Raw genomic sequence first — 25,058 nt, forward strand, 5'->3', positions numbered from 1 at the left:
GGAATGGATACGGCGATGAAACGGTGAGGCGGTTTTACGGAGCGGCATCGGCGAAACCGGAATCCGCCGTTGCGAATCCCCAATCCCGAATCCCGAATCCCCGCAGTTCAATCAATCGATCATCTGGTAAGCCGGCAACGTCAGGAACTCGGCCAGGTCCTCGCTGCGGGTCAGCGTGTCCAGCAGCGCGATGGCGTCGTCCAGGCGATTGCCGCCGGGCAGCAGCGCACGTTCGCCCAGGCGCGCCGGCAGCTGGCGCATGCAGGCGTCGAACAGCGCGAAGTCGATCGCGGTGCCGTCGTCCAGGTGCAGGCCGCCCACGTGCAGCCACTGCCATAGCTGGCTGCGGCTGATCTCGGCGGTGGCCGCGTCTTCCATCAGGTGATGGATCGGCACGCAGCCGTTGCCGTCCAGCCACGCGGCCAGATAGCGCACGCACACTTCGATGTTGCCCTCGAAGCCGGCGCGGGTGATGGTGCCCGGGGACGGCGCGATCAGCGTGTCGCGGTCGGCCTGCACGTCCTCGCGCAGCACCGTGTGCTGGTTCGGCGCGCGCATGTGCTCGTCGAAGATGGCGCGGGCGATCGGAATCAGCGCCGGGTGCGCGACCCAGGTGCCGTCGTGCCCGGCGGTGACCTCGCGCAACTTGTCCGCGCGCACCCGCGCCATCGCCTGCTCGTTGGCCGCCTCGTCGTGGCCGATCGGGATCTGTGCGGCCATGCCGCCCATCGCATGCGCGCCGCGGCGGTGGCAGGTGCGGATCAGCAGTTCCGAATACGCCTTCAGGAACGGCTGGGTCATGGTCACCTGGCCGCGCTCGGGCAGCACCCGGTCGGGGTGGCGGCGGAAGGTCTTCAGGTAGGAAAAGATGTAGTCCCAGCGGCCGCAGTTCAGGCCGACGATGCGCTCGCGCAGCGCATGCAGGATCTCGTCCATCTCGAACACCGCCGGCAGCGTCTCGATCAGCACGGTGACCTTGATCTGCCCCTGCGGCAGGCCCAGCATCGCCTCGATGTGCGACAGCGCGGCTTCCCACAGCGCGGCCTCTTCCATCGACTGCAGCTTGGGCAGGTACAGGTAGGGGCCGCGGTCCTTGGCCAGCAGCGCGCGGCCGTTGTGGAAGGCGAACAGCGCCGCGTCGAACAGGCCGCCGGCCAGCGGCTGGCCGTCGACCAGCACGTGCTTTTCGTCCAGGTGCCAGCCGCGCGGGCGCACGATCAGCACCGCCTGCTCGTCGTAGGGCTTGAGCGCGTAGCGCTTGCCCGCGCTGCCGTCGCGCGCCGGCGGCGCGCTGAAGGTCAGCGTGCCGGCCACCGCCTCGGCCAGCGCGCGCTGCCCGGCGACCAGGTTGCGCCAGGTCGGCGCGGTCGAGTCCTCGAAGTCGGCCATGTACACCTTGGCGCCGGAGTTCAGCGCGTTGATGACCATCTTCGGATCGGTCGGGCCGGTGATCTCGACGCGGCGGTCCTGCAGCGCGGCCGGCAGCGGCGCCACGCGCCAGTCGCCATCGCGGATCGCCTGGGTGTCGGCGCGGAAGTCCGGCAGGCCGCCGCCGTCGAACCAGGCCTGGCGTTCGCGGCGTGCCGCCAGCCGCGCCTGCCGTTCGGGTTCGATCGCCCGGTGCAGCGACACCAGCAAGGCCAGTGCCGCCGGCGGCAGCAGGGCGTCCTGGCCGGCCAGCGAGGCGGTCAGGGTGATGCCGGGGGTGGAGCGTTCGGCGGACGGGGATGAAGCGGCGAAGGCGGCGGCGGACATGGTGGGGTTCCTCGATGTTTCCGGGCTGTCACCGTGCTTCCGCATCATGTATTTGACAATACAGTTTTATCAATGCATTAAATAAGTACACCTTATAGTTGTCACATCATGGCCACGCGCGGCACCGCAACCCCGCGTTTTCCCTACAAATCCGACCGGCTGAAGCCGCTGCGGGCGTTCTGCCAGACCGTGCGCCTGGGTTCGGTCTCACGGGCAGCTGAGGCGCTGTTCGTCAGCCAGCCGGCGGTGACCCTGCAGTTGCAGGCGCTGGAGCGCGAACTGGGCGTGGTGCTGCTGGAGCGCAGCGGACGGCGCCTGATCCCCAGCCGCGAGGGCCAGCTGCTGTACGAAATGGCGCAGCCGCTGGTGGAAAGCCTGGACCGGCTGGAAGCCGATTTCCGCGAGAAGGCGCGTGGGCTGGACGCCGGCGAACTGAACATCGCCGCCAACAGCTCCACCATCCTGTACCTGCTGCCGAAGATCGTGGAGAACTTCCGCGCGCGCCACCCGGACGTGCGCCTGACCCTGCACAACGCGATCAGCGCCGACGGCACCGAGCTGCTGCGCGAGGACGCGGTGGACCTGGCGGTGGGTTCGATGCTCGACGTGCCGGCCGACCTCAGCTACGCGCCGGTGTACCGCTTCGAACAACTGCTGATCGCCCCGCGCGACCACCCGCTGGCGAACACGCCCAAGCTCACCCTGCACGACCTGTCGCCGTATCCGCTGATCCTGCCGCCCAAGCGTCAGGTGACCTACCGCCTGGTCGACCTGGTGTTCCAGCAGGCGCGGGTGCCGTACACGGTGGCGCTGGAAGTGGGCGGCTGGGAGGTGATCAAGCAGTACGTGGCGATGGGCATGGGCATTTCCATCGTCAGCTCGATCTGCGTCACCGAGGCCGACCGCGGCAAGCTGGCCACGCGCTCGCTGGGCGACTATTTCCCGTCGCGCAGCTACGGCGTGGTGGTGCGCAAGGGCAAGTACCTGTCGCCGCAGGCGCGCGCCTTCATCGAACTGATCCAGCCGGACCTGTTCACCCCGCGCGGCTACGACGAGAGCGGGCCGTCGGAGCGCTGAGGCGCGTCTTCGCCGCGCATCCGGCAGCGCATCGTCTCGGGCCGTCGCAAGCGTGCGCGCCGCGGCTGGCCTCCTCGAGGAATCGGGACAGGATTGCCGGTCGTGGTCGCAAGCCGCCATCGGCAGCGGCTGACGCGCGCGCCGCCGTCGTCATAGACTAGCCGCACACGGCGACCACCCGTCCGCACGACAAGCGCGCAGGCCGGCAGTCGCGGGGAACAGGGCCGGCGAACGCGCGCGCCGCGACCGTGCTGGCGTGCATGCCGAGGCGATCCAACGGAAGGACTGGCGATGAATCCAACCACGCTGTTGCTGGTGCAGTTGGCGGCGATCCTAGGCGCCGCGCGCCTGTGCGGCATGCTGCTGCAGCGCGTCGGCCAGCCGCCGGTGATCGGCGAAATGGCCGCCGGACTGCTGCTGGGGCCGATCGCGTTCGGCGCATGGCTGCCGGATCTGCACGGCGCGTTGTTCGCACCCGCCAGCCTGCCGCCGCTGTCCGGCCTGGCCAACATCGGCGTAGTGCTGTTCATGTTCATCGTCGGCGTGGAGTTGCGCGCGCCGGAAGGCACCAAGGCGCAGGTGCGCTCGTCGGTGACGGTCGGGCTGTCCGGCATCGCGCTGCCGTTGCTGCTCGGCCTGGCCGCGGCGCCATGGCTGTATCCGCGCTTCGCGCCGCACGGCATCGGCTTCTGGCCGTTCGCGCTGTTCATCGCCGCGGCGATGTCGGTCACCGCGTTTCCGGTGCTGGCGCGGATCCTCAAGGACCGCAACATGACCCGCACGCCCGCCGGCCGCCTGGCGCTGGGTGCGGCGGTGATCGACGACGCGACCGTCTGGATCTTCCTGGCGGTCGTGCTGACCCTGACCGGCGGCAACGCGCACGGCGGCGTCGGCTTCACCGCGGTCGGCGCGCTGGTGCTGATCGCCGTGGTGTTCGGCGCACTGCGCCCCGCGTTCGCGCGCTTGCTGAAGCCCCGCGCGCGCGACGGCCGCTATGCGCCGACCGCCCTGGTCTGGGTGCTGATCGGCGTGCTGGCCTGCGCCGCCGCGGCCGAATGGATCGGCCTGCACGCCATCTTCGGCGCGTTCCTGTTCGGCATCTGCCTGCCGCGCGAGGACCGCCTGCTGGAACACCTGGCCGGGCGCATCGAGCCGCTGGCGATCACCTTGCTGATGCCGGTGCTGTTCGCGGTCGCCGGCCAGGCCACCAGCCCCAGCGTCTTCGCCGGCACGGGTATCGCCGGCTTCGTGCTGGTGATCGGCGTAGCGGTGCTCGGCAAGCTGGTCGGCTGCACGCTGGGCGCGCGCCTGAGCGGCCACGACTGGCGCGACAGCCTGACCGTGGGCTCGCTGATGAACGCACGCGGGCTGATGGAACTGGTGGTGATCAAGATCGGCCTGGACAGCGGCGTGATCGGCCCGGACCTGTTCACCCTGCTGTTCGGGATGACCTTGGTGACCACCTTCATGGCCTCGCCGATGGTGGCCTGGTTCCATCGCGAACGGCGTGCCGCCGGCGCCGCCGGACTGGGCGCGAGCCGGTCCGGTCGCTGAGCGCTGGGCCGTGCCGAGCGAACGGCTGCACCGCGGCGCCCGCATCGTCCGACATGCCGTCGCGGCGCTCGGCGCACATGTCTTGTGCGGTTGGCGCAGGCATGCCGGACCAGGCGACCGCGCACCCCGCCGTCGCCCGCCGCGCACGCCCGCCTGCCGATGAGCGCCTTGCCCACATCCTCCCGCTACGCCGAACGCGATGCGCCGCCGGCCTTGCGCGATCGCCTGTGCTGCAGCTGGCGCTTTCGCCATGGCGATGCCGATCCGCTGCCGACGCAGGTACTGCCGGATGGCTGCGTGGACCTGATCTGGGACGGACGCGTCCTGTTCGTGGCCGGGCCTGACCGCGGCGCCAGCGTCGCGACGTTGGCGCCGGGCAGCGTGCTGAGCGGGGTGCGCCTGGCTGCCGGCGCGGGCGCGAGCCTGCTCGGCGTGCCGCTGCATGCCATCGCCGACCAACGCGTTGCGCTGGAGGCGTTGTGGGACGGCCGCGGCCGCGACTGGCAGGCACGGCTCGAAGACAGCATCGAACCGCTGGCGGTGTTGCATGCGCTATGCGCCAGCCGTCCACTCGTGGCGGACCAGCCGATGGCCTGGGTGTTCGCGCAACTGGCCGGCGACGATGCGCCGCGCATGGCCGAACTCACGCGCAGCCTGGGCATCAGCGAACGCTCGCTGCGGCGCCGCTGCCAGGACGCGTTCGGTTACGGCGCCAAGACCCTGGAACGCATCCTGCGCCTGCAGCGCTTCCTTCGCATCGCCCGCGGCCATCCCACGCTGACCGCGGCGGCGCTGCAAGCCGGCTACGGCGACGCCCCGCACCTGGTCCGCGACAGCCGCCAGCTGACCGGCCTCAGCCCGCGCGATCTGGTGCAACGGCACGCGCGCTGAGCTGGCCGTTTTCGCCAAGCCGGCAGCGGCGCGGCGATGGATACTGGCGGCCCTTTCCACGGAGCCCGCCATGAGCCGCGCCGACCAGCAGCACCGCATCGACTATCTGGAATTCGCCGTCGCCTCGATCGCCGCGGCCAAGGCCTTCTACGGCCAGGCCTTCGACTGGACCTTCCAGGACTACGGTCCGGACTACTGCGAATTCCGCGACGGCCGCCTCACCGGCGGCTTCTTCCACGGCACCGCGCAACCCGGCGGTGCGCTGGTGGTGCTGTACTCCAACGACCTGGCCGACACCCAGGCGCGCATCGAGGCCGCTGGCGGCCGCATCGTCCGCCCGCTGTTCGAATTCCCCGGCGGCCGCCGCTTCCATTTCGCCGACCAGGACGGCTACGAGTTGGCGGTGTGGTCGGAAGGCTGACGGCTGGGCAAGACTGCGGCGCAGAGGCCGCTGCGCGTTTGCGGCACTGCTGCCGCTAGCCAACCACTTACTGGCGCAACGGCACGCCGCCCGCGCACCACACTCACTCGCGGGCGTAGTGCCGCAAGAACATGTCCGCCGCCGACTCCGCCACCTGCGCCTGCTGCGCGGCGCTCAATGCCGGCTGGCCCATGGCGATCTGCGGCCAGAACGCGAAGCCCTTGACCAGGCCTTGCAGTTGCTGCGAGGCGAATTCCGGATCCAGCGGCTGCAGGCGGCCGTCGGTCAGGGCCGCGCGGATCCAGACCGTGGTGCCCTCTTCCTTGCTGCCCAGTTGCGCGATCAGTTCGCGGGCGCGCTCGGGCGAGTGGATGCCCTGGGCGATGGCCACGCGCGACAGGTCGACGAAGGCCGGATCGTCGAGCAGCCGCAGCTTCTGCTGCAGCAGTTGCAGCAGTTGCTCGCGCAACGGCCGGTCGGCGCGATACGGCACGTCGAGCGTGTCCGCGCTGCGCTGCCATAGCCCGCGCAGGATCTCGGCGAACAAGGCGTCCTTGCTCGGGAAGTGGTTGTAGACGGTGCGCTTGGACACGCCGGCGCTGGCGGCGACGCGGTCCATGCTGGTGGCGTCGAAGCCCTGGCTGCGGAACTCGGCGATCGCCGCCTCCAGGATGGCCTGGCGCTTGCGCTCGGTCAGGCGCACCGGGGCCGGCGCGGGGGCGGAGGAACTGGACATGTGGACATTTTACACCGGGCGGTTTACTTTTCTCCAAAGGAAACTACACTGTGTAGTGTAATTTCTTGCCGGCACCCGCCCCGGGGCCGCCCGTCCCCCCACCCCGTTGGAATGCCACCGTGCTCGCCTCCGCCCGCCAGATGCCCCGCAGTTCGTCGCCCCATGCGGCTTCGCCGCAGTTCCGCCATGGGCGCTTCCGCAATACGGTTCCCACCGCGACCAGCGCATTGGGGTTTTTCCCGACGCTGCGGCTGATGTGGGAGTTCCTGTTCAACAAACCGGCGCACACCGTGCCGTCGCTACCGCTGCCGGTGCTACCGCTGACCCGCGCGCAGTTGCTGGCCGCGCCAGACCACAGCCTGTTCCGGCTCGGCCACTCCACGGTGCTGATGAAGCTGCGCGGCGGCTTCTGGCTGACCGACCCGGTGTTCTCCGAGCGCGCCTCGCCGTTCTCCTTCGCCGGCCCCAAGCGCTTCCATGCGCCGCCGATCGCACTGGACGATCTGCCGCCGATCGCCGGGGTGATCCTGTCGCACAACCACTACGACCATCTGGACCGCGCCACCATCGCCCGCCTGGCCGACCGCGTCGGCGTGTTCGTGACGCCGCTGGGCGTGGGCGATCTGCTGCTGCGCTGGGGCGTGGACCCGGCCAAGGTGCGGCAGCTGGACTGGTGGCAATCGACCACGATGGACGGGGTGACGCTGACCGCGACGCCGTCGCAGCATTTCTCCGGGCGCGGACTGTTCGACAGCGGCCGCTCGCTGTGGTGCTCGTGGGCGATCCAGGACCACGCGCTGAAGATCTTCTTCAGCGGCGACAGCGGCTACTTCGACGGCTTCAAGGCGATCGGCCAGCGGCTCGGTCCGTTCGACCTGACCTTGATGGAAACCGGCGCCTACGACCCGCAGTGGCCGCACGTGCACATGCAGCCGGAGCAGAGCCTGCAGGCGCACCTGGACGTGCGCGGGCGCACGCTGCTGCCGATCCACAACGGCACCTTCGACCTGGCCCTGCATGCCTGGCACGAACCGTTCGAGCGCATCGTCGCGTTGGCCGTCGCGGCCGGCGTGCCGCTGGCGACGCCGCGCATGGGCGAGCGGGTGGACCTGAGCGCGCCGGCCGCCGGCGACCGCTGGTGGCGCACGCTGGGCGCGGTTCCTGCGGCGGCGCGCTGAGGCGCTGAAGCAGCAGCAACGTTGCAATGCCGGCGCGGTCCGCGACCTGCGCCGGCATCCCCTTCGGAAACCGCGCGCCGGTCGCATGACGCGACCGACGCGCAGGCATGGCGCTTACAAGCGCAGCCACTCCAGGCCTTCGCCACGGCGGTAGTACACCGCCAGCGCCTTGCCGTAGACGCTGTCGGCGTCGACGAAACCGAAGTAGCGGCCGTCCAGGCTGTCGCCGCGATGGTCGCCGACCGCCAGCAGCTTGCCGGGCGGCACGCGCACGTCGTACAGGTCCGGGCCGCCGCCGGCATCCAGGTCCAGCTGCGCGATGCGCTCGCCGAACTGTTCCTTGTCGCCATCGCTGCCGATCTGCAGCGGCTGGCCGTTGATCGACAGGTGGCCGCCGCGCATGTCGACGCGATCGCCGGCCACCGCCACCACACGCTTGATCAGGCGGGTACCGTCGCGCGGCGAATCGAACACCGCCACGTCGCCGCGCTGCGGATGGCCGCGCTCGAGCACCCGCCATTCGGTGAACGGCACGCGCAGGCCGTAGGCGCTCATGTCCACGGCGACGCGGTCGCCGGGTTGCAGGGTCGGCTGCATCGAGCCGCTCGGGACCACGTAGTGGTTGGCGAACGAGGAACGCGCGGCGGTCAGCAACAGCAGCATGACCGCGATCGGCAGCAGTTCCTTGCGCGTCCAGCGCGCGGCGCGGTGCAGGCGGGAGTCTTGCGGGTCGGTCGAGGTCATGCGACACCTGTGGGATTCGGGCGGGAGTGCATCGCGGCGCGATGCCATGGCGACAGTGCGCGCGTGGCCGCGTGGCCTGCCAGTGACGGAAGGCATGGGCGGCGGTTCCGGCGCCGCGAGTCGGGCGCGGAGGGGTTCTGTCGGGGCTGAAGCCCCTCCTGCAGTGCACCCAGCAGGCAATCGCATGCTCTGCCTGTAAGAGCGGCTCCGGGGGCCTCGGACCATCGGTCGCGGCACGGCGCCGGTGGGCGGTCGGCTTGGGAAACCATGACGCTCGAAACGCGCTTGCTCGCGGCTGCGGATGAGGTCGGGGCTGAAGCCCCCCCCCTACAGGGTCGCCGCCACCGTTTCGCATCCGCCGCAACGAAAAACGGGATGGCCGTTGGGCCATCCCGCTCTCGATCACCGCATGCGGCGACGCGCGACTCAGTCCTTCAGGCCGCGGTTTTCCAGCAGCGGTTCGACGCTGGGATCCTTGCCGCGGAAATCGCGGTACAGGGTGGCCAGGTCGACGGTGTTGCCGCGCGAGAGGATCTTGGCGCGGAAGATGTCGCCGTTCTTGCGCGACAGGCCGCCGTTCTCCTTGAACCATTCGAACGCGTCGTCGTCGAGCACTTCCGACCAGAAGTAGGCGTAGTAGCCGGCCGAGTAGCCGCCGCCCCAGATGTGGTCGAAATAGGTGGTGCGGTAGCGCGGCGGCACTTCGGCCACGTCCACCTTGAACTTCTTCAGCGCGTCGGCTTCGAACTTGTCCACGTCCTGCAGCGGCGCGTCGGCCGGCTGGGTGTGCCAGGCCAGGTCGAGCAGCGCCGCCGACAGGTACTCGGTGGTCGCATAGCCCTGGTTGAAGGTGCGCGCCTTCTTGATCTTCTCCACCAGCTCGGCCGGCATCGCTTCGCCGGTCTGGTAATGCTTGGCGTAGTGCGCGAACACCTTCGGATCCGAGGCCCAGTGCTCGTTGAACTGCGACGGGAACTCGACGAAGTCGCGCGAGGTCGCGGTGCCGGCGATCGACGGGTACTTCACCTTGGAGAACATGCCGTGCAGCGCGTGGCCGAACTCGTGGAACATGGTGGTGACGTCGTCGAAGCTGAGCAGCGCCGGCTGGCCGGGCGCGGGCTTGGTGAAGTTGCAGACGTTGTACACCACCGGCTTGGCGCCGGTGAGGCCGTCCTGCTCGACGAACACGTCCATCCACGCGCCGCCGGACTTGCTGTCGCGCTTGTAGTAATCGGTGTAGAACAGCGCCATCGAGGTGCCGTCCTGGTCGAACACTTCGTACACCTTCATGTCCGGGTTGTAGGTCGGAATGTCGGTGCGTTCCTTGAAGGTGATGCCGTACAGCTCGGTGGCGGCGTAGAACACGCCGTTCTTGAGCACGTTGTCCAGCTCGAAGTACGGCTTGATCTGCGACTCGTCCAGGTCGTACTTGGCCTTGCGCACCTGCTCGGCGTAGAAGTCCCAGTCGGACGCGGCGAGCTTGAAGCCGCCCTTCTGCGCATCGATCACCTTCTGCATCTCGGCGATCTCGCTGCGCGCCTTGGCGGTGGCCGCCGGCACGGTGTCGGTGAGCAGCTTCAGCGCCGCGGCCGGGGTCTTGGCCATCTGGTCGCCCAGGCTGTAGGCGGCGTAGCTGTCGAAGCCGAGCAGCTTGGCCTTCTGCGCGCGCAGCTGGGCCAGGCGCTGGATGGTCTGGCGGGTGTCGTTGGCGTCGCCCTTCTCGGCGCGCGACTGCGAGGCGGCCATCACCTGGGTGCGCAGCTCGCGGTCCTTCAGCGAGGCCAGCACCGGCTGCTGGGTGGTGTTCTGCAGCGCGAGCAAATACTTGCCGTCGAGCTTGCGCGCCGCGGCGTCCTGCGCGGCCGAGGCGATGTCGCCCTCGGACAGGCCGTCGAGCTTGGCCTTGTCGTCCACCACCACCGCGCCGGCGGCGGTGGCCGCGACCAGCTTGGTGTGGAACTGGGTGGCCAGCGTGGTTTCCTCGACGTTGAGCTTGCGCAGCGTCGCCTTGTCGGCATCGGACAGCTGTGCGCCGGACCGCACGAATTCCTCGTAGTCGCGCTCGACCAGGCGCTTCTGCTCCGGCTCCAGGTTCAGCGTGTCGCGCTGGTCGTAGATCGCCTTGATCCGCGCGAACAGCTTCGGGTCCAGGCTGATCTCGTCCTGGTGCTCGGCCAGCTTCGGCGCCACCGCTTCCTGGATCTTCTGGCGTTCGTCGTTGGTGTCGGCCTGGACCAGGCCGAAGAAGATCCGCTGGACCCGGCTCAGGGTCTGGCCGCTGCGCTCCATCGCCTCGATGGTGTTGGCGAAGGTGGCCGGCTCGGCGTTGTCGGCGATCTTGCGGATCTCGGCCAGGTGCTGCTTCATGCCCTCTTCGAACGCGGGCAGGTAGTCGGCGTCCTTGATCTTGTCGAACGGCGGCGCCTGGAACGGCAGCGTGCTGGCGCTCAACAGCGGATTGGCGGCGGCGGGAGCGGGGGACTGCGAAGCGGCGGGGGCGGCGGGCACGGGGGTGGACTCCTTACCGGAACAGGCTGCCAGCGCCAGGCTGATGGCGGCGGCCAGAACGACAGTACGCGACATGGGGTGGAACTCCTGACAGGGACATGGTGGCGGGGCAGCCGCGCACGCTACGCGGTTTGCGCGGGGCGGGCATGTGCCATTGGATCTGGGGGTGGGCCGGCGGATCAGGTTGGCGATGGCGGCAGGAGCGGCCTGGGTTGAAGGCTCGGCGCGTCGCGACTGAAGTCGCTCCCACAGTGGGCTTGGCCGACATGGCAGCAACGGCGAGGCTCCTTGTGGGAGCGACTTCAGTCGCGACGGGGCTTGCCCGGGAGACATGGTCCGGCTGGCGATCGCCAGCCGGCCGGCACATCGACTACAGCGTCCCAGGCAGCGGCAGCGCCTCGTCCTTGAAGATCGCCACGTGCGGCACGCCGTCGGCGCCGATCCAGCCGCGGTACATGCCCTCGGTGTTGAACGGGAAGGCGACGCTGCCGTCGGCGCCCAGCGCGATCGCGCCGCCGTCGCCGCCGGCCTTGGGGATCTGCTGGTCGATCACCGCCTCGGCCGCCTGCGCCAGGCTCTGCCCGGCGTACTTGACCCGCGCGCAGATGTCGTAGGCCGCCACCGCGCGGATGTAGAACTCGCCCCAGCCGGTGCCGGACACCGCGCAGCGGCTGTCGGCATAGGTGCCGGCGCCGATGATCGGCGAGTCGCCGACGCGGCCATAGCGCTTGTTGGTCATGCCGCCGGTGGAGGTGCCCGCGGCCAGCCGGCCCTGCGTGTCCAGCGCCAGCGCGCCGACCGTGCCGAAGTGCTTGGCGGTCTCCAGGTCGGCGTGCGCCTGCTTGTTCGCCTCTTCCTTCAGCGCCTGCTGCAGCTGCTTCCAGCGCTTCTCGGTGCGGAAGTAGGACGGATCGACCAGGGTCACCCCGTGCTGGCGCGCGAATGCCTCGGCGCCGTCGCCGACCAGCATCACGTGCTCGGACTGGTCCATCACCGCGCGCGCCAGCTGGATCGGGTTCTTCACCCGGTGCACCCCGGCCACCGCGCCGGCCTTGCCGCTGGCGCCGTCCATGATCGCCGCGTCCAGTTCGTTGCGGCCGTCGTGGGTGAACACCGCGCCCTTGCCGGCATTGAACTGCGGCGAATCCTCCAGCACCGCGATCGCCGCGGCGACCGCGTCCACCGCCGGCCTGCCCTGCGCCAGCAGCGCCTGCCCGGTGCGCAGGGCGGTTTCCATCGCCGCGCGGGCCTCAGCCAGGTCGGCGGCGCTGCTGCTGGCGCGCTCGACCCCGGCGCCGCCGTGGATCACCAGGGTGGTGGCGGGAATCTCGCGCATTTGCCCATCGCGCACCGCGTAGTAGCGGTGGAACACCGGCGCATCGACCCGGCCGTCGGGCAGGTGCAGAGTCGAGCCGGGGCCGACGCCGACCGTCTCGATGCGTGCCGCCTGCAGCGGCTGTCCGGCCGGCGTGGCCGGCTGCAGCGGGCCGGCGACCACGGTGGCGCCGGCCTGCGGATCGGTGGCATAGACCCGCGCGCTGCCGTCGCCCTCCACCGCCAACGCCGCGCTCTCGTCCACGCCCAGGCCGATCAGCGGCTGCCCGGCCGGGGCCAGCGTCGCCGCCTTGGCGCGGAACGCGAACAGCCGGCCGAGCCGGTCGCGTTCCTTGAAGTGGGTGTCGGTGATGACGCGCTTGAGCAGGTCCAGGTGCAGGAAGTCGGTCTCGATGGTGGTGGCCGGCCCCAACGGATCGGCCAGCGCCGGCACGCTGGTCAGGCTGCCGCCGTCCATCGCCCCGTACAGGTACTCGCCCAGCATCGCCAGGCCGGCGCTGGTGCCGCCGAGCGGCTTGCCGGCGCGCACGTGTGCGTCCAGCGCGGCGGCCACCGGCGTGCCCTTCCAGTAGCGCACGTAGCGCGACTGGTCGCCGCCGGCGATGAAGATGCCGTCGGCGCGGGCCAGGCTGCGCAGCAGCGCCGGATCGCTGGAGGCGCCGCGGCCGCTGAACACGAATGTCTCCACCGAGGCCACGCCGCCGACGTCGCGGTAGAACTCCTCGGCCACTTCGTTGCCTTGCGAGGCGCGCAGCACCACCACGTGGCCGTGCCCGGCCTTGGCCATGAACCAGCGCAGCGCGTCGTAGTTGCGGTCGCCGCCGCCCATCAGCAGCAGCCCCGGCGCGACCGGGCCGGGCGTGGGCAGGGCCGGATCGCCGACCAGGTACTGGCGGTAATCGCGAGCGGCGGCGGGCGCGGCCAGGCACAGGCCCAGCAATGCCACCAGCCAGGGCCGGAACGTGCCGACGGAACGGGTCATGCGGATCTCCTCGAGGGCGGACGGGCGGTTCGTTGCAGACAGGGGACGAACGGCGGCGCGGTTTCCCCCCTCGTCGTTGTACCGGTTCGCGGCGGCGCGCGGGCGCTGCCACACGGGCGGACGATCGGCTAATGTGGGATGCATGCCCGCCTCCCTCGACGATTGGTTCGTCCACGAGATCCTCGTCCACGAGCAGGCGCTGAGCGGCTACCTGCGGCGCTGCTGGCCGCAGCGCGACGAATGGCACGACCTGCGCCAGGAAATCTACGTGCGCGTCTACGAGGCCGCCGGCAAGGCGCGGCCGAGCCTGCCCAAGTCGTTCCTGTTCGCCACCGCGCGGCACCTGATGAGCGACCGGCGGCGGCGCAGCCGGGTGGTGTCGATCGAGGCAGTGGGTGATTTGGAGTCGCTGCACGTCCTGGTAGACGAGCTGTCGCCGGAACGCTGGTGCGGCGGGCGGCAGGTACTGGGACGGCTGGCGGCCGCCTTCGACCGCCTGCCCGACCGCTGCCGCAGCGTGATCTGGCTGCGGCGGGTCGAGGAACTGTCGCAAAAGGAGGTGGCCATGCGTCTGGGCATCAGCGAGAAGACCGTGGAAAAGCACGTGGCCAAGGGCATGCGCCTGCTGGCCGATCATTTTCATGGCGACGACGGCGCGCGCGCGCCCGCGGCGCCGCGGCAGGCACGGGCACAGGATGGACAGCAGGCGGATTGAGCTGCGCGCCGCGGCCTGGCTGGCGCGCTGCGACCGCGGCGATTGGACGCCGCAGCAGCAGGCGCGGCTGGAGGCGTGGCTGGCCGCGGCCACGGCGCACCGGGTGGCGTTCCTGCGCCTGCGCGCGGCGTGGCAGGAAAGCGGGCGGCTGCAGGCGCTGGGTGCGGGCCAGCGCGACGGCCACATTCCGCCACGCGGCAGCTGGCGGGGATTGGCGGGTGGAGACGCCTTGGCGAACGCCACCGAAGCGAACGACGGCGCCGCGGCAGCGATCGCACCCGGTACGCCAGCCGACCTCGGTCAGTTGCGCTTCGCGCCGCGCCTACCCGCGCGCGCGCGCCGGCGCTGGCCGCTGGCGCTGGCCGCGACGCTGCTGCTCGGCGCGGTGCTGGGCCTGGCCTGGCGCCAATCCGCGGCGCTGCAGCCGGTCGCCTACGCCAGCGCCACCGGCAGCCTGCGCCCGCTGGCATTGGCCGACGGCTCGCATGCGACGCTGAGCAGCGACAGCCGCATCGACGTGGCGCTGTCGCGCGCGCAGCGGCATATCGACCTGGAGCGCGGCGAGGCGTTCTTCGAGGTGAGCAAGGATCCGGCGCGGCCGTTCGTGGTCGCCAGCGGCGCGCGCCGGGTGATCGCGGTGGGCACGCGCTTCGCGGTGCGCCGCGATGCCGACGCGCTGCGCGTGGTGGTCACCGAGGGCACGGTGCGGCTGGAGTCGGCGGCGAATCCGCAGGCGCCGCCGACCCTGCTGCCGGCCGGCAGCATCGCCCTGGCCGGCCCGCATGGGGTGCTGGTGCGCCGGGTCGCACTGGCCGAGGCCGAACGCGCGCTGGACTGGCGCAACGGCTACCTGACCTTCGACGACACCCCGCTGCAGGCGGCCGTGGCCGAGTTCAACCGCTACAACACGGTCAAGCTGCAGGTGGCCGACGCCAGTGCCGGCGCGCTGCGCGTCGGCGGCAACTTCCGCTGGTCCAACACCGACGCGTTCGTGCGCCTGCTCGAGCAGGGCTTCCCGATCCGCGCCGAGCGCCGCGGCGACCAGGTGCTGTTGCACAGCCGTTGAGCGCGGCCGCGCGCGGCGGTGCGGCGCGACGGGGGGATTTGCGTAACTCGTTCGTCATGACTAGCGGGGGCGTGGCCCTGCGCCTGGTTTAGGGGAGAAAACTCGATGCGATATCCGATGCGTGTCCTGCTGCTGAGCATGGCCTGTGCGACCGCCTGCGCGGCGCAGGCGCAAGCCGCTGCCGACGGCCAAGCCGCGGCCAGCCAGATGAACATTCCCGCCGGCCCGCTGCGCGCGGCGCTGGAGGCACTGGCGCGGCAATCCGGCGCGCAGCTGATCTACCGCGCCGACCAGCTCGACGGCGCGCGCAGCGCCGGCGCGCACGGCCAGCTGGACACCGCGCAGGCGCTGCAACGCGTGCTGCACGGCAGCGGCTTCGTCGCCCAGCGCGATGCCTCCGGCGCCTGGCTGGTGCGGCGCCAGGAGCCGGCCCCGGCAGCGCCGCGCGCGCAACCGGTGCGCGCCACGCTGCCCGCCGCCGCGCCCGCCGAACCGGTCGCCGAGCTGCAGACGCTGCAGGTCACCGGCTCGCGCATTCCGCGCGCACAGTTGGAAGGGCCGGCGCCGATCAGCGTGATCAGCGCCGAACAGATCAAGGCCAACGGCTTCACCTCGGTCCCGGACGTGCTGCGCGCGATGACCCAGAACGGCGGCGAGACGCAGAGCCCGCAGTCGGCCAGCGGCGCCGACTTCTCGCCCGGCGCGCAGCAGGTGGACCTGCGCGGGCTCGGCCCCAACCACACCCTGGTGCTGGTCAACGGCCGCCGCATCGCCGACTTCCCGATGCCGTTCAAGGGCCGCAGCAACTTCACCGACATCTCCAACATCCCGTTGGGCATGATCGAGCGCATCGAGATCCTGACCGGCAGCGCCTCGGCGATCTACGGCTCGGACGCGATCTCCGGCGTGGTCAACTTCATCCTCAAGAAGCACGCCGACGGCACCACCCTGGACTACCGCTTCGGCGACACCAGCGGCGGCGGTGGCGACAGTTTCAACCTGAGCATCAGCAGCGGCTTCTCGCGCGGCGCGTTCGATGCGGTGTTCGGCGCCGAAGCGGTGACCCAGAATCCGCTGTGGGCCTACCAGCGCAGCCGCCAGGACAGCACCCTGGACGGCCCCACCGTGCGTTCGCAGGTGCCGCGCCGCACCTTCCTGCGCACCGACTACGACGACAACTATCTCGATCCCGGCGCGGCCACCTGCGAGGCGGTGTCCGGCCTCAACCGCGGCAGCACCGGCTACGCCTCGCGCCCGGGCTACGGCGAGTTCTGCGGCAGCAGCGCGTCGATCGGCTACGGCACCATCGGCAACAAGCGCCGCGGCATCAACGCCTACGCCTCGCTGAGCTACGCCTTCGACGGCGGCACCGAGTGGTTCGCCGACCTGCAACTCGGCTACCACGAGCTGTCGCTGTTCCGCGACGTGACCCAGTGGGGCTACATGGCCGCGGACGGCAACGAGGAAGGCTATTTCTACAACCAGGCCACCGACCAGATCGAGGCCTGGGGCCGCCAGTTCAGTCCCGAGGAAATGGGCGGGCTCAACGCCGGCACCATCCGCACCCGGCAGAAGACCTTCAGCCTGACCACCGGCTTCAAGGGCAAGCTGGCCAGCGACTGGGACTACGAGGCCAGCCTCAGCCATTCGCAGTACCAGGCCACGATCAGCTGGCCGCAGATCGTCGCCGAGCGTGCCAACGCGTTGTTCCTCGGCGAGCAGTTGGGCGTGGACGAAGACTCCGGCCTGCCGATCTTCAATGCCGACCCGCAGCGCCTGTACACGCCGCTGACCCGCACCGAATACGACAGCATCGCCCAGCGCAGCGTGTACCAACCGCGCTCGCGCACCGACACCGCCGCCTTCACCGTGACCAATCCCAGCCTGTTCGCGCTGCCCGGCGGCGACGCCGGGCTGTCGGCCACCGCCGAGTTCGGCAACCAGGGCTACGACCTGCGTCCGGATCCGCTGGCCACCCAGTACTACTACTACAGCTGGAAGGACTCCGACGGCCACGGCAGCCGCAACCGCTGGGCGCTGGCCAGCGAGCTGCGCCTGCCGGTGCTGTCGACGCTGGCGCTGAGCCTGGCCGGACGCTACGACCAGTACCGCTTCTCCGGCCGCACCCTGGGCAAGTTCACCTACAGCGGCGGGCTGGAATGGCGGCCGCTGGACACGCTGCTGCTGCGCAGCTCCTACGGCACCGCGTTCCGCGCGCCGGACCTGCACTACATCTACGCCGGCGCCGGCAACGACGAAACCTCCGGCGTGGACTATTACCGCTGCGCCAGCGAAGAACCCGGCGTGGCGATCGAGGACTGCAGTTACAACGACGAGGCGATCATCCGCGGCCGCAGCGGCAACCGCAAACTGGACCCGGAAACCAGCACCTCGTGGACCGCCGGCTTCGTCTGGTCGCCGCGACCGGAGCTGGACGTGTCGGTGGACTACTTCGACATCGACATGCGCAACCAGGTGCAGGACCTGCGCGTGGACCAGGTGCTGCGCGACGAATCCGACTGCCGACTGGGCAACCTGGATGCGGCCTCGACCACCTGCCAGCAGGCGCTGGCGCGGGTCACCCGCAGCGCCGACGGCGACCTGTACGGGGTCTACGTCAACCCGATCAACATCGCCCGCGAAAGCACCAGCGGCATCGACCTCAGCACCCACTACCGGCTGGACACCGGGATCGGCACCTTCCGCTTCAGCGGCAGCTACACCTGGGTGCGCCGCCACGACATCCAGGTCTACGCCGGCGAAGCGATGGTGGACGAATTCGCGGTCAACAGCGGCTACGACATCCCGCGCAGCAAGGCCAGCGCCAGCGTGTCGTGGGAACGCAAGGCGTGGTCGGCGACGCTGCACGGCGAGCGCCTGGGCCGCCTGCCCAGTTCCGACTCCTACGACCAGGTCTACGACCCGGACAGCGGCGACAGCCCGTGGATCGGCGCCACCTACCGCTACAACGCCTCGGTGCAGTACCGCATCGGCGACCACGCGCAGCTGTCGCTGGCGGTGACCAACCTGTTCGACAAGATGCCGCCGCGCGACCGCACCTACACGTCGTATCCGTACTACGACGTGTCCTGGTTCGACACCGTGGGCCGCAGCCTGTACCTGCAGTACACGCACAAGTTCGGCGGCAGCGCGTTGTAGCGGCGCCGCCGCCGGCACCGCGGCCAGGGCGTTTTTCGACCCTTTGCAGGTCGCGGCGACCTTGTGGGAGCGACTTCAGTCGCGACGGGCCTTACCAGTAGAGCCCGTCGCGACCGAAGTCGCTCCCACAGCACTGCGCCGGCCGCAAGACGCCGGGATGTCGCAACGCTATCGGCAGCAGCGCTGCGACGTCGGCCCGCATGTCGGCGCTGGTGCGGAACAGCGGCCTTGCGAGAGGTTGCAGGTACGCGCCCCTGTAGGAGCGGCTTCAGCCGCGACAGGATGCTACCGGTAACGCCCGGTCGCGGCTGAAGCCGCTCCTACAGGAAGCGCATTCGCATCGAGGTGCCGCCCGGCCTCACAACGTATCGCGATGCTTGCCGCGCCACGGCCGGTACCAGGTGCGGATCGCGGCGATGTCGGCGTGCATGTCGGCGCTGGTGTGGAACAGCGGGCCGAGACCGACGGTGCGGCTGGGGTAGTCGAAGTACACCGGGAAGATCGGGATCTCGGCGCCATGCGCGATCTTCCAGAAACCGACCTTCCACTTCTCCACCCGCTTGCGCGTGCCTTCCGGCGTGATCACGTACCACATGCGCGGCGCTTCCCGGATCAGCGCCACCGCCTGCTCGACCACGCCGCGCGGCGACTTGCGGTCCAGCGGGATGCCGCCGAGCTTGCGCAGCAGCGGCCCCAGCGGCCACCAGAACAGCTGGGTCTTGCCGAGCACGCGCACCTCGAAGCCGACCGCGAACTTGACCGCGAAGCCGAGGAAACCGTCCCAGTTGGACGAATGCGGGGCGACGATCATCACCAGCTTCGGCACGTCCGGGAACTCGCCCACCACCCGCCAGCCGGTCAGGCGCAGCGCGGTGCGGCCGAGCCAGCGGCCGAAGCGGCTGGGCTTGACCATCGGCATGTTCGGGGTCGCGGGGGGCAACGAAAAATCGCGTTCGCTCAAAAGTCACTCCCAGCGGCCGGGCGAACGGCCGCGTTTGATCTGGCTGCGCTCGCGCTTGGCATCCAGGCGCCGCAGCTTGGCGCCATGCGAGGGTTTGGTGGCGATGCGCCGTTTCGGCACCGACAGCCCGGCGGCGATGAACTCGGCCAGGCGCTGGCGCGCATCGTCGCGGTTGCGGTCCTGGGTGCGGAAGCGCTGCGCATCGATCACCAGCACGCCCTCGGCGGTGATGCGCCGGTCGCGCCGCGCCAGCAGCCGCGCACGCAGCGGCTCCGGCAGCGACGGCGAGCCGGCCAGATCGAAACGCAGCTCCACCGCGGTGGAGACCTTGTTGACGTTCTGCCCGCCGGCGCCGCTGGCGCGCACGAAGCGCTCGACGATTTCGCTTTCCGGAATCGCCAGGCTGTTCGAGATGTGGATGGCCCCGGTACCCATCCGCGAATTGTAGGGCATCCGCCAGACCGCTTGATTTTCGACGGCCTGCGGCCTGAACGGCCGGGCGCAAGCGGCGTCGGCGACTACGGCGCCGCCTGCCGCCGTCCCAGGGCTGGGTCCCGAGCGACGGCGCATGACCTGGACCCCGGCTGCAGATCGGCGACAAGGCACCGACACCGACCCATGGCCCGCGGGATGAGCACGCCACCGCACGCTCGACACCGACCAGGCCACGCTGCGCGCCTTGCGCCGCCATTTCGACAGCGCCGACCAGTTCCGCACGGCAGCGCCGGGCTGTTGCGCTATTTCGAGCCGGCCCGCTCGCGCATCGCCCGCCGGGTCCGGCGAAGCCGCGGGAGACCGAATCGCGGCAAGCGCGCAGACGGCGAGGCCGCGGCGATTCCCGTATCCTGGCCGCCGGTCATAGCCTTGCAGGACGCTCGATGAATCCGACCCCGCTCCTTTCCCGTCGCTGGCCGCAGCGCCTGCTACTGGCCGCGCTGCTGGCCCTGGCCGCGGCTCCCGCCCTGGCCGAGCCGCCCAGCGATGGCGACGTCAACCGCCTGCTGTCGGCCTCGCGCGCGCAGAACATGCTCGACAGCATGCTGCCGCAGATCGAGGCGATGCAGCGCCAGCAATTCGCGCAGCTGACCGCGCAGCACCCGCTCGACGCGGCGCAGCAGCAGAAGGTGCAGCAGATCCAGGAGCGCACCCAGGCCACCGTGCGCAAGGCGCTGTCGTGGCAGGAAATGCGCCCGCTGTACGTGAACCTCTACAAGCAGTCGTTCTCCAAGCAGGACGTGCTGGCGATGGCCGAGTTCTACGAGAGTCCGGCCGGCCAGAGCATGCTCGACAAGACCCCGCAGCTGATGCAGAACCTGATGGGCGCGATCCAGCAGAAGATCACCCCGCTGTTCGTCGACCTGCAGAAGGACCTGGAGCAGACCGTCAACACGCCGCCGGCGGCGAAGAAGTAGTCCTGCCGCGGCAACCGCGCCGCGCCCCTGCGCGCGCGCGACGCCTGCACTGCGCTGCGGCTGTCGGAGCGGTTCCGGGTGGCCTCGGGCCATCAACCGCGACGAACGAAGCAGCGAGCGTTCCGGTCTCGGCAAGGACCTGAGTCAAACGCTCCCGAGCACGGCCAAAACACCTCCTCTTGCAGCCATGACACCTGTAGGAGCGGCTTCAGCCGCGACGGGCTTTACCGGTAATGCCCGTCGCGGCTGAAGCCGCTCCTACAGGGCGTGCTGACCGGTCAGCCAGCGGCTTCGCCCGGCGTATCCAGCAAGCGTTCCGCCTCGCCCCGCGACCACGGCGCCGCCGCCCACCCGAACAACCCGAACGCGCGCACGAACTCGGCATCCAGCGGCGCGTTCACCTCGATCCGGCGCCCGTCCGGATGCGGAAACGCCAGCCGCTCGGCATGCAGCAGCATGCGGTGCACGCCCTGCATGCGGAAGATCCGGTTGTGGCGGCCATCGCCATGGCTGGTGTCGCCAATCAGGTGATGCGACAGATGCTTGAGGTGGCGACGGATCTGGCGGAAACGCCCGGTTAGCGGGCTGCAGCGCAGCAGCGCGTAGCGCGAGGTGCCGAACTCGCCGGACGGCACCTGCAATTCGCCGCAGGCCAGACGCTGGAAGCGGGTCTGCGCCGGCTTCTTCAGCGGCTTGCCGGGGCCGCCGTCGAGGTCGTGGTCGACGTCGAAGCGCTCCTCGGCCGGCCAGCCGCGGCAGATCGCCAGGTAGTCCTTGTCCACCTCCCCGCCCATCAGCGCCTTGCCCAGCGCGCTGGCGGTGTCGCGGTCGAAGGCCAGCAGCAGGCAGCCGCTGGTGGCACGGTCGAGCCGGTGCACCAGGAAGATCGGCCGTCCCAGTTGCGCGCGCAGGCGATCGGCGAGGAAGTCGTCCTCGCCGCGGGCCAGCTTGCTGTCGTGGACCATCAGCCCGGCCGGCTTGTCGACCACGGCCAGGAACGGGTCCAGATAGAGGATCTGCAGGGAATCGGGGGAAATGCTCACCGCCGGATTATCCGCGCCCGGCGGCCCCGGCCACAATGCGCGCGTCACGCAGCGTCCCATGGCCGGCCGTTGACGCCGCCGCGCCACCGCTCGACGATGATCCTCCCCCATGTTGCGGAGAGTCCCGATGAAGCGCTGGCTGTTGTTGTCGCTGCTGACCGTGGTCCCGCTGGCGCATGCGCTGGACCTGCCCTACGACGCCGCGGCCGACGCCAAGGCGCAGGTGCGGCAGGCGCTGGCCGCCGGCAAGAAGGCGCACAAGCCGACCCTGCTGATCTTCGGCGCCAACTGGTGCGGCGACTGCCGCGCGCTCGACGCCTCGCTGCACACGGCCAAGAACGCCGCGCTGGTGAAGGCGCATTTCGAAGTGGTCAAGATCGATGTCGGCAACTTCGACCACAACCTCGAACTGAGCCAGGCCTACGGGGACCCGATCCAGAAGGGCATCCCGGCCGCGGTGGTGGTCGGGGCCGACGGCAAGACGCTGTACACCACCAAGGCCGGCGAGTTGGCCAATGCGCGCAAGATGAGCGATCAGGGCATCTACGACTTCTTCGCCAAGGTGGCCGCGGTACCGGCAGGACATTGAGCCGCGGCGTCCACGGCGATGGCTGCCGGTGGCGGCCGGCAGCCTCATCGGCGCCATGGCGTGTCGCTTCCGCGCAAGTCGTGCCGCGTTCGCGCGAACGCTGCCATGTCATCGCATAGGCTCGCGTCCTCCCGTTTCCTGCCCCATGCACGCGCAGGCGTGGCGCGACCTGCTGATGGGTGGATGACAGGCCCTACAGCAGCTGGATCCCGAAGCGGCGCACGCCCAGCGCCAACGCAGCGAAGCAGGCGATGGTCAGCAGCGCGCACGCGGCCAACGTCCACCAGAAGCCCAGCCGCGGCAACAGCAGCGGAAACGCCAGGAACATCGGCAGTGTCGGCAGTACGTACCAGAACGTATACCAGGCATGGTTGGCGATCTTGGCCTGCGGCTGCCGCTCCAACTGCAGCCAGATCAGCGTCAGCAAGGTCACCAGCGGCAAGGCGGCGATCAGCCCGCCGAGCCGGTCGCTGCGCCGCGCCACTTCGGAAATCGCCACCACCAGCGCGGCGGTGATCAGGTACTTGCCGACGATCCAGGGCATGCGCAGCTCCCAACAGGTGAAAGACGCAGGACGCGGCCAGCGCGGGGCGTTCGATTGCGGCGGCGAAGCGCCTAGCGCCGCCACCACGCCGAGAGCAGGCTGACCACGCCGATGCCGCCGGCGATCCAGGCCCATAGCGAGGCCCCGCCGAGTTGCGGCCCGCCCGCGTGGAGCGCGTACAGCAGCACGGCGACGGTGAGCAGGCCCACGCCGGTGATCGCGGTGACCACGCGGCGCTGCATGCGCAGCAGGATCAGATTGAGGTCGGACAGGTCGCGCGAGCGCATCGACAGCTCGTGGCCGCCTTCCACCTGCTGGCGCAGCCAGCTGTGCACCAGGCGCGGCATGTCCGGCGCATGGGTCATGATTTCCGGCAGCCGCTTGCGCAACTCCTGCACCGCGCGTTGCGGGCTGTAGCGCTCGATCAGGATGCGCTCGAGCACCGGCCGCGCCACCGCCCAGATGTCCAGCTCCGGATCCAGCTGGCGGCCCACGCCTTCGATGTTGAGCAGGGTCTTCTGCAGCAGGATCAGCTGCGGCTGCAGGGTCAGCTGGTAGCGTTGGGCCACGCGGAACAGCTTGATCAGCACCTCGGCCAGCGAGATCTGCGACAGCGGCCGGGTGAAGTACGGCTCGCACACCGAGCGCGCCGCCGCTTCCAGTTCGTCGATGCGCACGTTGGCCGGCATCCAGCCCGCCTCCACGTGCAGCTCGGCCATGCGCCGGTAGTCCTTGTTGAAGATGGCCATGAAATTCTCGGCCAGGTAGTACTGATCTTCCTGCGACAGCTGGCCCATGATGCCGAAGTCCAGCGCGATGAAGCGCGGGTTGATCCGTCGCGCCGGATCGCTGTCCACCCAGATGTTGCCGGCGTGCGCATCGGCATGGAAGAAGTTGTCGCGGAACACCTGCGTGTAGAACACGCGCACGCCCTTGGCCGCCAGCGCCTTGCGGTCGATGCCGGCGGCATCGAGCGAGGCGATGTCGTCGGAAGGAATGCCGCGCACCCGTTCCAGGGTCAGCGCGCGCTCGGCGGTGTGGCTCCAGATCACCTCCGGCACGTACATGTCGTCCGAATGCAGCCAGAAGCGGCGCAGCACGCTGGCGTTGGCGCCTTCGCGCTGCAGGTCCAGTTCCGCGGCCAGGGTGGTCTCGATCTCGGCCACCACTTCGCGCGGGCGGATCTTGTCGGCGCGCGGATGCGCGCGATCGACCAGCGCGGCGGCGGACTTCAGCAGCGCGATGTCGGCGTCGATCTGCCGCTCGATGTCCGGGCGCAGCACCTTGACCACCACTTCGCGGCCGTCGTGCAGCGTCGCCGCATGCACCTGCGCGATCGAGGCCGAGGCCAGCGGCGTGGTGTCGAAACTGGCGAAGGCCACGCCGATCGGCTGCCCCAGCGCCTGCTCGACGATGCGCCGCGCCGCCTCGCCGTCGAACGGGCGCACCCGGTCCTGCAGCAGGGTCAGTTCCTCGGCCACGTCCGGCGGCATCAGGTCGCGGCGGGTGGACAGGATCTGCCCGAACTTGACGAAGATCGGCCCCAGGTCCTGCAGCGCCAGGCGCAAGCGCGCACCGCGCGACTGCGCGGCGATGTCCGGGCTGGCGCGCGGCACGAACGGCTTGGCCAGGCGCAGCCAGCGCTCGGCCGGGGTGCCGTCGAGCAGGTCGTCCAGGCGGTAGCGCAGGATCACCCGGCCGATGCGGCTGGCGCGGAACATCGCCTTCATGCGCCACGTCCCGGCTGCAGCCGCGCCACGCGCGCGGCCAGGCGCTCGACGTCGTCGCGCACCGCATCCACATCGTCGTAAAACGCATCCAGCTCGGCGCGCGGGACCACGTCGCGCGATTCCTCGGTGACGAATTCGGCCGCGCTCTGCGCCAGGTCCTGCGCGCTGCGCTGGGCCTGCTGCAGCGCCGCGCGCGCCGCGTTGGCGAACTGCACGCCGAGCACGTCGCCGAACACCTGGGTGAACGGGCGCTGCCAGTCCGGGTCGAAACGCCCCGCCAACTGCTGCAGGCGCCGCGCCAGCTCGGCGTCGCCGGACACCCGCACCCGCCCGCCGGGGCTGGCCCCGCGCCGCGCCTGCGCCAGGAACGGCAGCTGCGCGAACAGCCCGCCGAGGGTGCTGCGCACCGCCAGGTCCGGCTCCTGCGCCGCATCCACCGGGCCGACCTGCAGGCGCGTGCCGTCCACGCGGATCTGCAGCGCCAGCGCCGGCGCGTCCAGGGTCAGCGCCACGCGCTGGCCGTCGAGACCGCGCAGCGCCTCGCGGGTATCCGGGTCCAGCGCCAGCGCGCGGTTGAGCGCCGCTTCCAGCGCGCGGCCGGCCAGGGGCTTGAGGGCATCGAAGGGAGATCCAGGCATGCCGCGCATTCTAGCGGCAG

21 protein-coding genes and 1 pseudogene are annotated in these 25,058 nt (G+C 70.4%); 10 read left to right on the plus strand and 12 right to left on the minus strand.

The annotated features are described in order from the left end of the window. Positions 1 to 111: 111 nt before the first annotated feature. The gene (aceB, locus tag HDC36_RS22550; protein WP_179571089.1) at positions 112 to 1,755 is read right to left on the minus strand and encodes a malate synthase A; all 1,644 of its coding nucleotides are present in this window, start codon (positions 1,753 to 1,755) and stop codon (positions 112 to 114) included. 108 nt (positions 1,756 to 1,863) lie between these two features. On the opposite strand from aceB, the gene HDC36_RS22555 reads away from it, so the two are divergent. From HDC36_RS22555 to HDC36_RS22570, 4 genes are all read left to right on the plus strand, one after another. Next, positions 1,864 to 2,832, plus strand: coding sequence for a LysR family transcriptional regulator (locus HDC36_RS22555; protein ID WP_179571090.1), 969 nt, complete (start codon positions 1,864 to 1,866; stop codon positions 2,830 to 2,832). A 291-nt stretch (positions 2,833 to 3,123) separates the two neighbouring features. Continuing rightward, the gene (locus HDC36_RS22560) at positions 3,124 to 4,386 is read left to right on the plus strand and encodes a cation:proton antiporter (protein ID WP_179571091.1); all 1,263 of its coding nucleotides are present in this window, start codon (positions 3,124 to 3,126) and stop codon (positions 4,384 to 4,386) included. 159 nt (positions 4,387 to 4,545) lie between these two features. Further along, positions 4,546 to 5,277 (plus strand): helix-turn-helix domain-containing protein, encoded by a 732-nt coding sequence (locus tag HDC36_RS22565; protein ID WP_179571092.1) that lies wholly within the window; start codon positions 4,546 to 4,548, stop codon positions 5,275 to 5,277. A gap of 70 nt (positions 5,278 to 5,347) precedes the next feature. Beyond that, a complete protein-coding gene (locus HDC36_RS22570) occupies positions 5,348 to 5,698 on the plus strand; it encodes a VOC family protein (protein WP_179571093.1) in 351 nt (116 codons plus the stop codon). A 103-nt stretch (positions 5,699 to 5,801) separates the two neighbouring features. Here the strand turns inward: HDC36_RS22570 and HDC36_RS22575 are convergent, their stop codons facing one another. Beyond that, complete coding sequence (locus HDC36_RS22575) at positions 5,802 to 6,434, minus strand: TetR/AcrR family transcriptional regulator (RefSeq protein WP_179571094.1); 633 nt, start codon at positions 6,432 to 6,434, stop codon at positions 5,802 to 5,804. Positions 6,435 to 6,574: 140 nt separating this feature from the next. Here HDC36_RS22575 and HDC36_RS22580 point away from each other — a divergent pair, with 140 nt between their 5' ends. Next, positions 6,575 to 7,612 (plus strand): MBL fold metallo-hydrolase, encoded by a 1,038-nt coding sequence (locus tag HDC36_RS22580; RefSeq protein WP_179571217.1) that lies wholly within the window; start codon positions 6,575 to 6,577, stop codon positions 7,610 to 7,612. Between the two features lie 114 nt (positions 7,613 to 7,726). On the opposite strand, the gene lepB is transcribed toward HDC36_RS22580, so the two are convergent. The 4 genes and pseudogenes from lepB to HDC36_RS23605 form a co-directional block, all read right to left on the minus strand. Beyond that, positions 7,727 to 8,356, minus strand: coding sequence for a signal peptidase I (gene lepB / locus HDC36_RS22585; protein ID WP_179571095.1), 630 nt, complete (start codon positions 8,354 to 8,356; stop codon positions 7,727 to 7,729). A 426-nt stretch (positions 8,357 to 8,782) separates the two neighbouring features. Then, positions 8,783 to 10,939, minus strand: a complete 2,157-nt coding sequence (gene dcp, locus HDC36_RS22590; protein ID WP_179571096.1) for a peptidyl-dipeptidase Dcp — start codon at positions 10,937 to 10,939, stop codon at positions 8,783 to 8,785. Between the two features lie 295 nt (positions 10,940 to 11,234). Then, positions 11,235 to 12,200 carry an isoaspartyl peptidase/L-asparaginase gene (locus HDC36_RS23600; RefSeq protein ID WP_255432908.1) on the minus strand — a complete coding sequence of 322 codons (966 nt, stop codon included), beginning with the start codon at positions 12,198 to 12,200 and terminating at the stop codon, positions 11,235 to 11,237. A gap of 216 nt (positions 12,201 to 12,416) precedes the next feature. After that, positions 12,417 to 13,181, minus strand: a pseudogene (locus HDC36_RS23605) (cyanophycinase); the annotation flags it as partial. Here HDC36_RS23605 and HDC36_RS22600 point away from each other — a divergent pair. The 3 genes from HDC36_RS22600 (at position 13,180) to HDC36_RS22610 (ending at position 18,121) form a co-directional block, all read left to right on the plus strand. Next, the gene (locus HDC36_RS22600; protein WP_255432875.1) at positions 13,180 to 13,896 is read left to right on the plus strand and encodes a sigma-70 family RNA polymerase sigma factor; all 717 of its coding nucleotides are present in this window, start codon (positions 13,180 to 13,182) and stop codon (positions 13,894 to 13,896) included. The pseudogene HDC36_RS23605 and the gene HDC36_RS22600 overlap by 2 nt on opposite strands. Further along, on the plus strand, positions 13,877 to 14,962 hold the full coding sequence (locus tag HDC36_RS22605) for a FecR domain-containing protein (RefSeq protein ID WP_179571098.1): 1,086 nt from the start codon (positions 13,877 to 13,879) through the stop codon (positions 14,960 to 14,962). Before HDC36_RS22600 ends, HDC36_RS22605 begins: the two co-directional genes overlap by 20 nt. A gap of 117 nt (positions 14,963 to 15,079) precedes the next feature. Then, on the plus strand, positions 15,080 to 18,121 hold the full coding sequence (locus HDC36_RS22610; RefSeq protein ID WP_255432876.1) for a TonB-dependent receptor: 3,042 nt from the start codon (positions 15,080 to 15,082) through the stop codon (positions 18,119 to 18,121). Between the two features lie 358 nt (positions 18,122 to 18,479). Here HDC36_RS22610 and HDC36_RS22615 read toward each other — a convergent pair whose 3' ends face one another. Both HDC36_RS22615 and arfB read right to left on the minus strand, forming a co-directional pair. After that, positions 18,480 to 19,082, minus strand: coding sequence for a lysophospholipid acyltransferase family protein (locus tag HDC36_RS22615; RefSeq protein WP_179571100.1), 603 nt, complete (start codon positions 19,080 to 19,082; stop codon positions 18,480 to 18,482). Between the two features lie 3 nt (positions 19,083 to 19,085). Then, on the minus strand, positions 19,086 to 19,517 hold the full coding sequence (gene arfB, locus HDC36_RS22620) for an alternative ribosome rescue aminoacyl-tRNA hydrolase ArfB (protein ID WP_179571101.1): 432 nt from the start codon (positions 19,515 to 19,517) through the stop codon (positions 19,086 to 19,088). Positions 19,518 to 19,960: 443 nt separating this feature from the next. On the opposite strand from arfB, the gene HDC36_RS22625 reads away from it, so the two are divergent. After that, positions 19,961 to 20,494 carry a DUF2059 domain-containing protein gene (locus HDC36_RS22625; protein WP_179571102.1) on the plus strand — a complete coding sequence of 178 codons (534 nt, stop codon included), beginning with the start codon at positions 19,961 to 19,963 and terminating at the stop codon, positions 20,492 to 20,494. 278 nt (positions 20,495 to 20,772) lie between these two features. Here the strand turns inward: HDC36_RS22625 and HDC36_RS22630 are convergent, their stop codons facing one another. Beyond that, positions 20,773 to 21,597, minus strand: a complete 825-nt coding sequence (locus HDC36_RS22630) for a pseudouridine synthase (RefSeq protein WP_179571103.1) — start codon at positions 21,595 to 21,597, stop codon at positions 20,773 to 20,775. 67 nt (positions 21,598 to 21,664) lie between these two features. Between HDC36_RS22630 and HDC36_RS22635 the strand changes: the two genes are divergently transcribed. Continuing rightward, on the plus strand, positions 21,665 to 22,126 hold the full coding sequence (locus HDC36_RS22635) for a thioredoxin family protein (RefSeq protein ID WP_179571104.1): 462 nt from the start codon (positions 21,665 to 21,667) through the stop codon (positions 22,124 to 22,126). A 193-nt stretch (positions 22,127 to 22,319) separates the two neighbouring features. Here the strand turns inward: HDC36_RS22635 and HDC36_RS22640 are convergent, their stop codons facing one another. From HDC36_RS22640 to HDC36_RS22650, 3 genes are all read right to left on the minus strand, one after another. Continuing rightward, complete coding sequence (locus tag HDC36_RS22640) at positions 22,320 to 22,670, minus strand: DUF3147 family protein (protein ID WP_179571105.1); 351 nt, start codon at positions 22,668 to 22,670, stop codon at positions 22,320 to 22,322. Between the two features lie 71 nt (positions 22,671 to 22,741). Then, positions 22,742 to 24,400 carry a ubiquinone biosynthesis regulatory protein kinase UbiB gene (gene ubiB / locus HDC36_RS22645; RefSeq protein WP_179571106.1) on the minus strand — a complete coding sequence of 553 codons (1,659 nt, stop codon included), beginning with the start codon at positions 24,398 to 24,400 and terminating at the stop codon, positions 22,742 to 22,744. After that, positions 24,397 to 25,038, minus strand: coding sequence for an SCP2 sterol-binding domain-containing protein (locus tag HDC36_RS22650; protein ID WP_179571107.1), 642 nt, complete (start codon positions 25,036 to 25,038; stop codon positions 24,397 to 24,399). The genes ubiB and HDC36_RS22650 overlap by 4 nt, the downstream gene beginning before the upstream one ends. Positions 25,039 to 25,058: the final 20 nt, after the last annotated feature.

Origin of the sequence: Xanthomonas sp. JAI131 (assembly GCF_013410075.1) — a bacterium.
GTDB classification, from domain to species: Bacteria; Pseudomonadota; Gammaproteobacteria; order Xanthomonadales; family Xanthomonadaceae; genus Xanthomonas_A; species Xanthomonas_A bonasiae.

Excerpts from the sequence above, each read along its gene's own strand:
- aceB (WP_179571089.1), bottom strand. The coding sequence starts at position 1,755 with ATGTCCGCCGCCGCCTTCGCCGCTTCATCCCCGTCCGCCGAACGCTCC.
- HDC36_RS22555 (WP_179571090.1), top strand. The coding sequence starts at position 1,864 with ATGGCCACGCGCGGCACCGCAACCCCGCGTTTTCCCTACAAATCCGAC.
- HDC36_RS22560 (WP_179571091.1), top strand. The coding sequence starts at position 3,124 with ATGAATCCAACCACGCTGTTGCTGGTGCAGTTGGCGGCGATCCTAGGC.
- HDC36_RS22565 (WP_179571092.1), top strand. The coding sequence starts at position 4,546 with ATGAGCGCCTTGCCCACATCCTCCCGCTACGCCGAACGCGATGCGCCG.
- HDC36_RS22570 (WP_179571093.1), top strand. The coding sequence starts at position 5,348 with ATGAGCCGCGCCGACCAGCAGCACCGCATCGACTATCTGGAATTCGCC.
- HDC36_RS22575 (WP_179571094.1), bottom strand. The coding sequence starts at position 6,434 with ATGTCCAGTTCCTCCGCCCCCGCGCCGGCCCCGGTGCGCCTGACCGAG.
- HDC36_RS22580 (WP_179571217.1), top strand. The coding sequence starts at position 6,575 with ATGCCCCGCAGTTCGTCGCCCCATGCGGCTTCGCCGCAGTTCCGCCAT.
- lepB (WP_179571095.1), bottom strand. The coding sequence starts at position 8,356 with ATGACCTCGACCGACCCGCAAGACTCCCGCCTGCACCGCGCCGCGCGC.
- dcp (WP_179571096.1), bottom strand. The coding sequence starts at position 10,939 with ATGTCGCGTACTGTCGTTCTGGCCGCCGCCATCAGCCTGGCGCTGGCA.
- HDC36_RS23600 (WP_255432908.1), bottom strand. The coding sequence starts at position 12,200 with ATGCGCGAGATTCCCGCCACCACCCTGGTGATCCACGGCGGCGCCGGG.
- HDC36_RS22600 (WP_255432875.1), top strand. The coding sequence starts at position 13,180 with ATGCGGATCTCCTCGAGGGCGGACGGGCGGTTCGTTGCAGACAGGGGA.
- HDC36_RS22605 (WP_179571098.1), top strand. The coding sequence starts at position 13,877 with ATGGACAGCAGGCGGATTGAGCTGCGCGCCGCGGCCTGGCTGGCGCGC.
- HDC36_RS22610 (WP_255432876.1), top strand. The coding sequence starts at position 15,080 with ATGCGTGTCCTGCTGCTGAGCATGGCCTGTGCGACCGCCTGCGCGGCG.
- arfB (WP_179571101.1), bottom strand. The coding sequence starts at position 19,517 with ATGGGTACCGGGGCCATCCACATCTCGAACAGCCTGGCGATTCCGGAA.
- HDC36_RS22625 (WP_179571102.1), top strand. The coding sequence starts at position 19,961 with ATGAATCCGACCCCGCTCCTTTCCCGTCGCTGGCCGCAGCGCCTGCTA.
- HDC36_RS22630 (WP_179571103.1), bottom strand. The coding sequence starts at position 21,597 with ATGGGACGCTGCGTGACGCGCGCATTGTGGCCGGGGCCGCCGGGCGCG.
- HDC36_RS22635 (WP_179571104.1), top strand. The coding sequence starts at position 21,665 with ATGAAGCGCTGGCTGTTGTTGTCGCTGCTGACCGTGGTCCCGCTGGCG.
- HDC36_RS22640 (WP_179571105.1), bottom strand. The coding sequence starts at position 22,670 with ATGCCCTGGATCGTCGGCAAGTACCTGATCACCGCCGCGCTGGTGGTG.
- ubiB (WP_179571106.1), bottom strand. The coding sequence starts at position 24,400 with ATGAAGGCGATGTTCCGCGCCAGCCGCATCGGCCGGGTGATCCTGCGC.
- HDC36_RS22650 (WP_179571107.1), bottom strand. The coding sequence starts at position 25,038 with ATGCCTGGATCTCCCTTCGATGCCCTCAAGCCCCTGGCCGGCCGCGCG.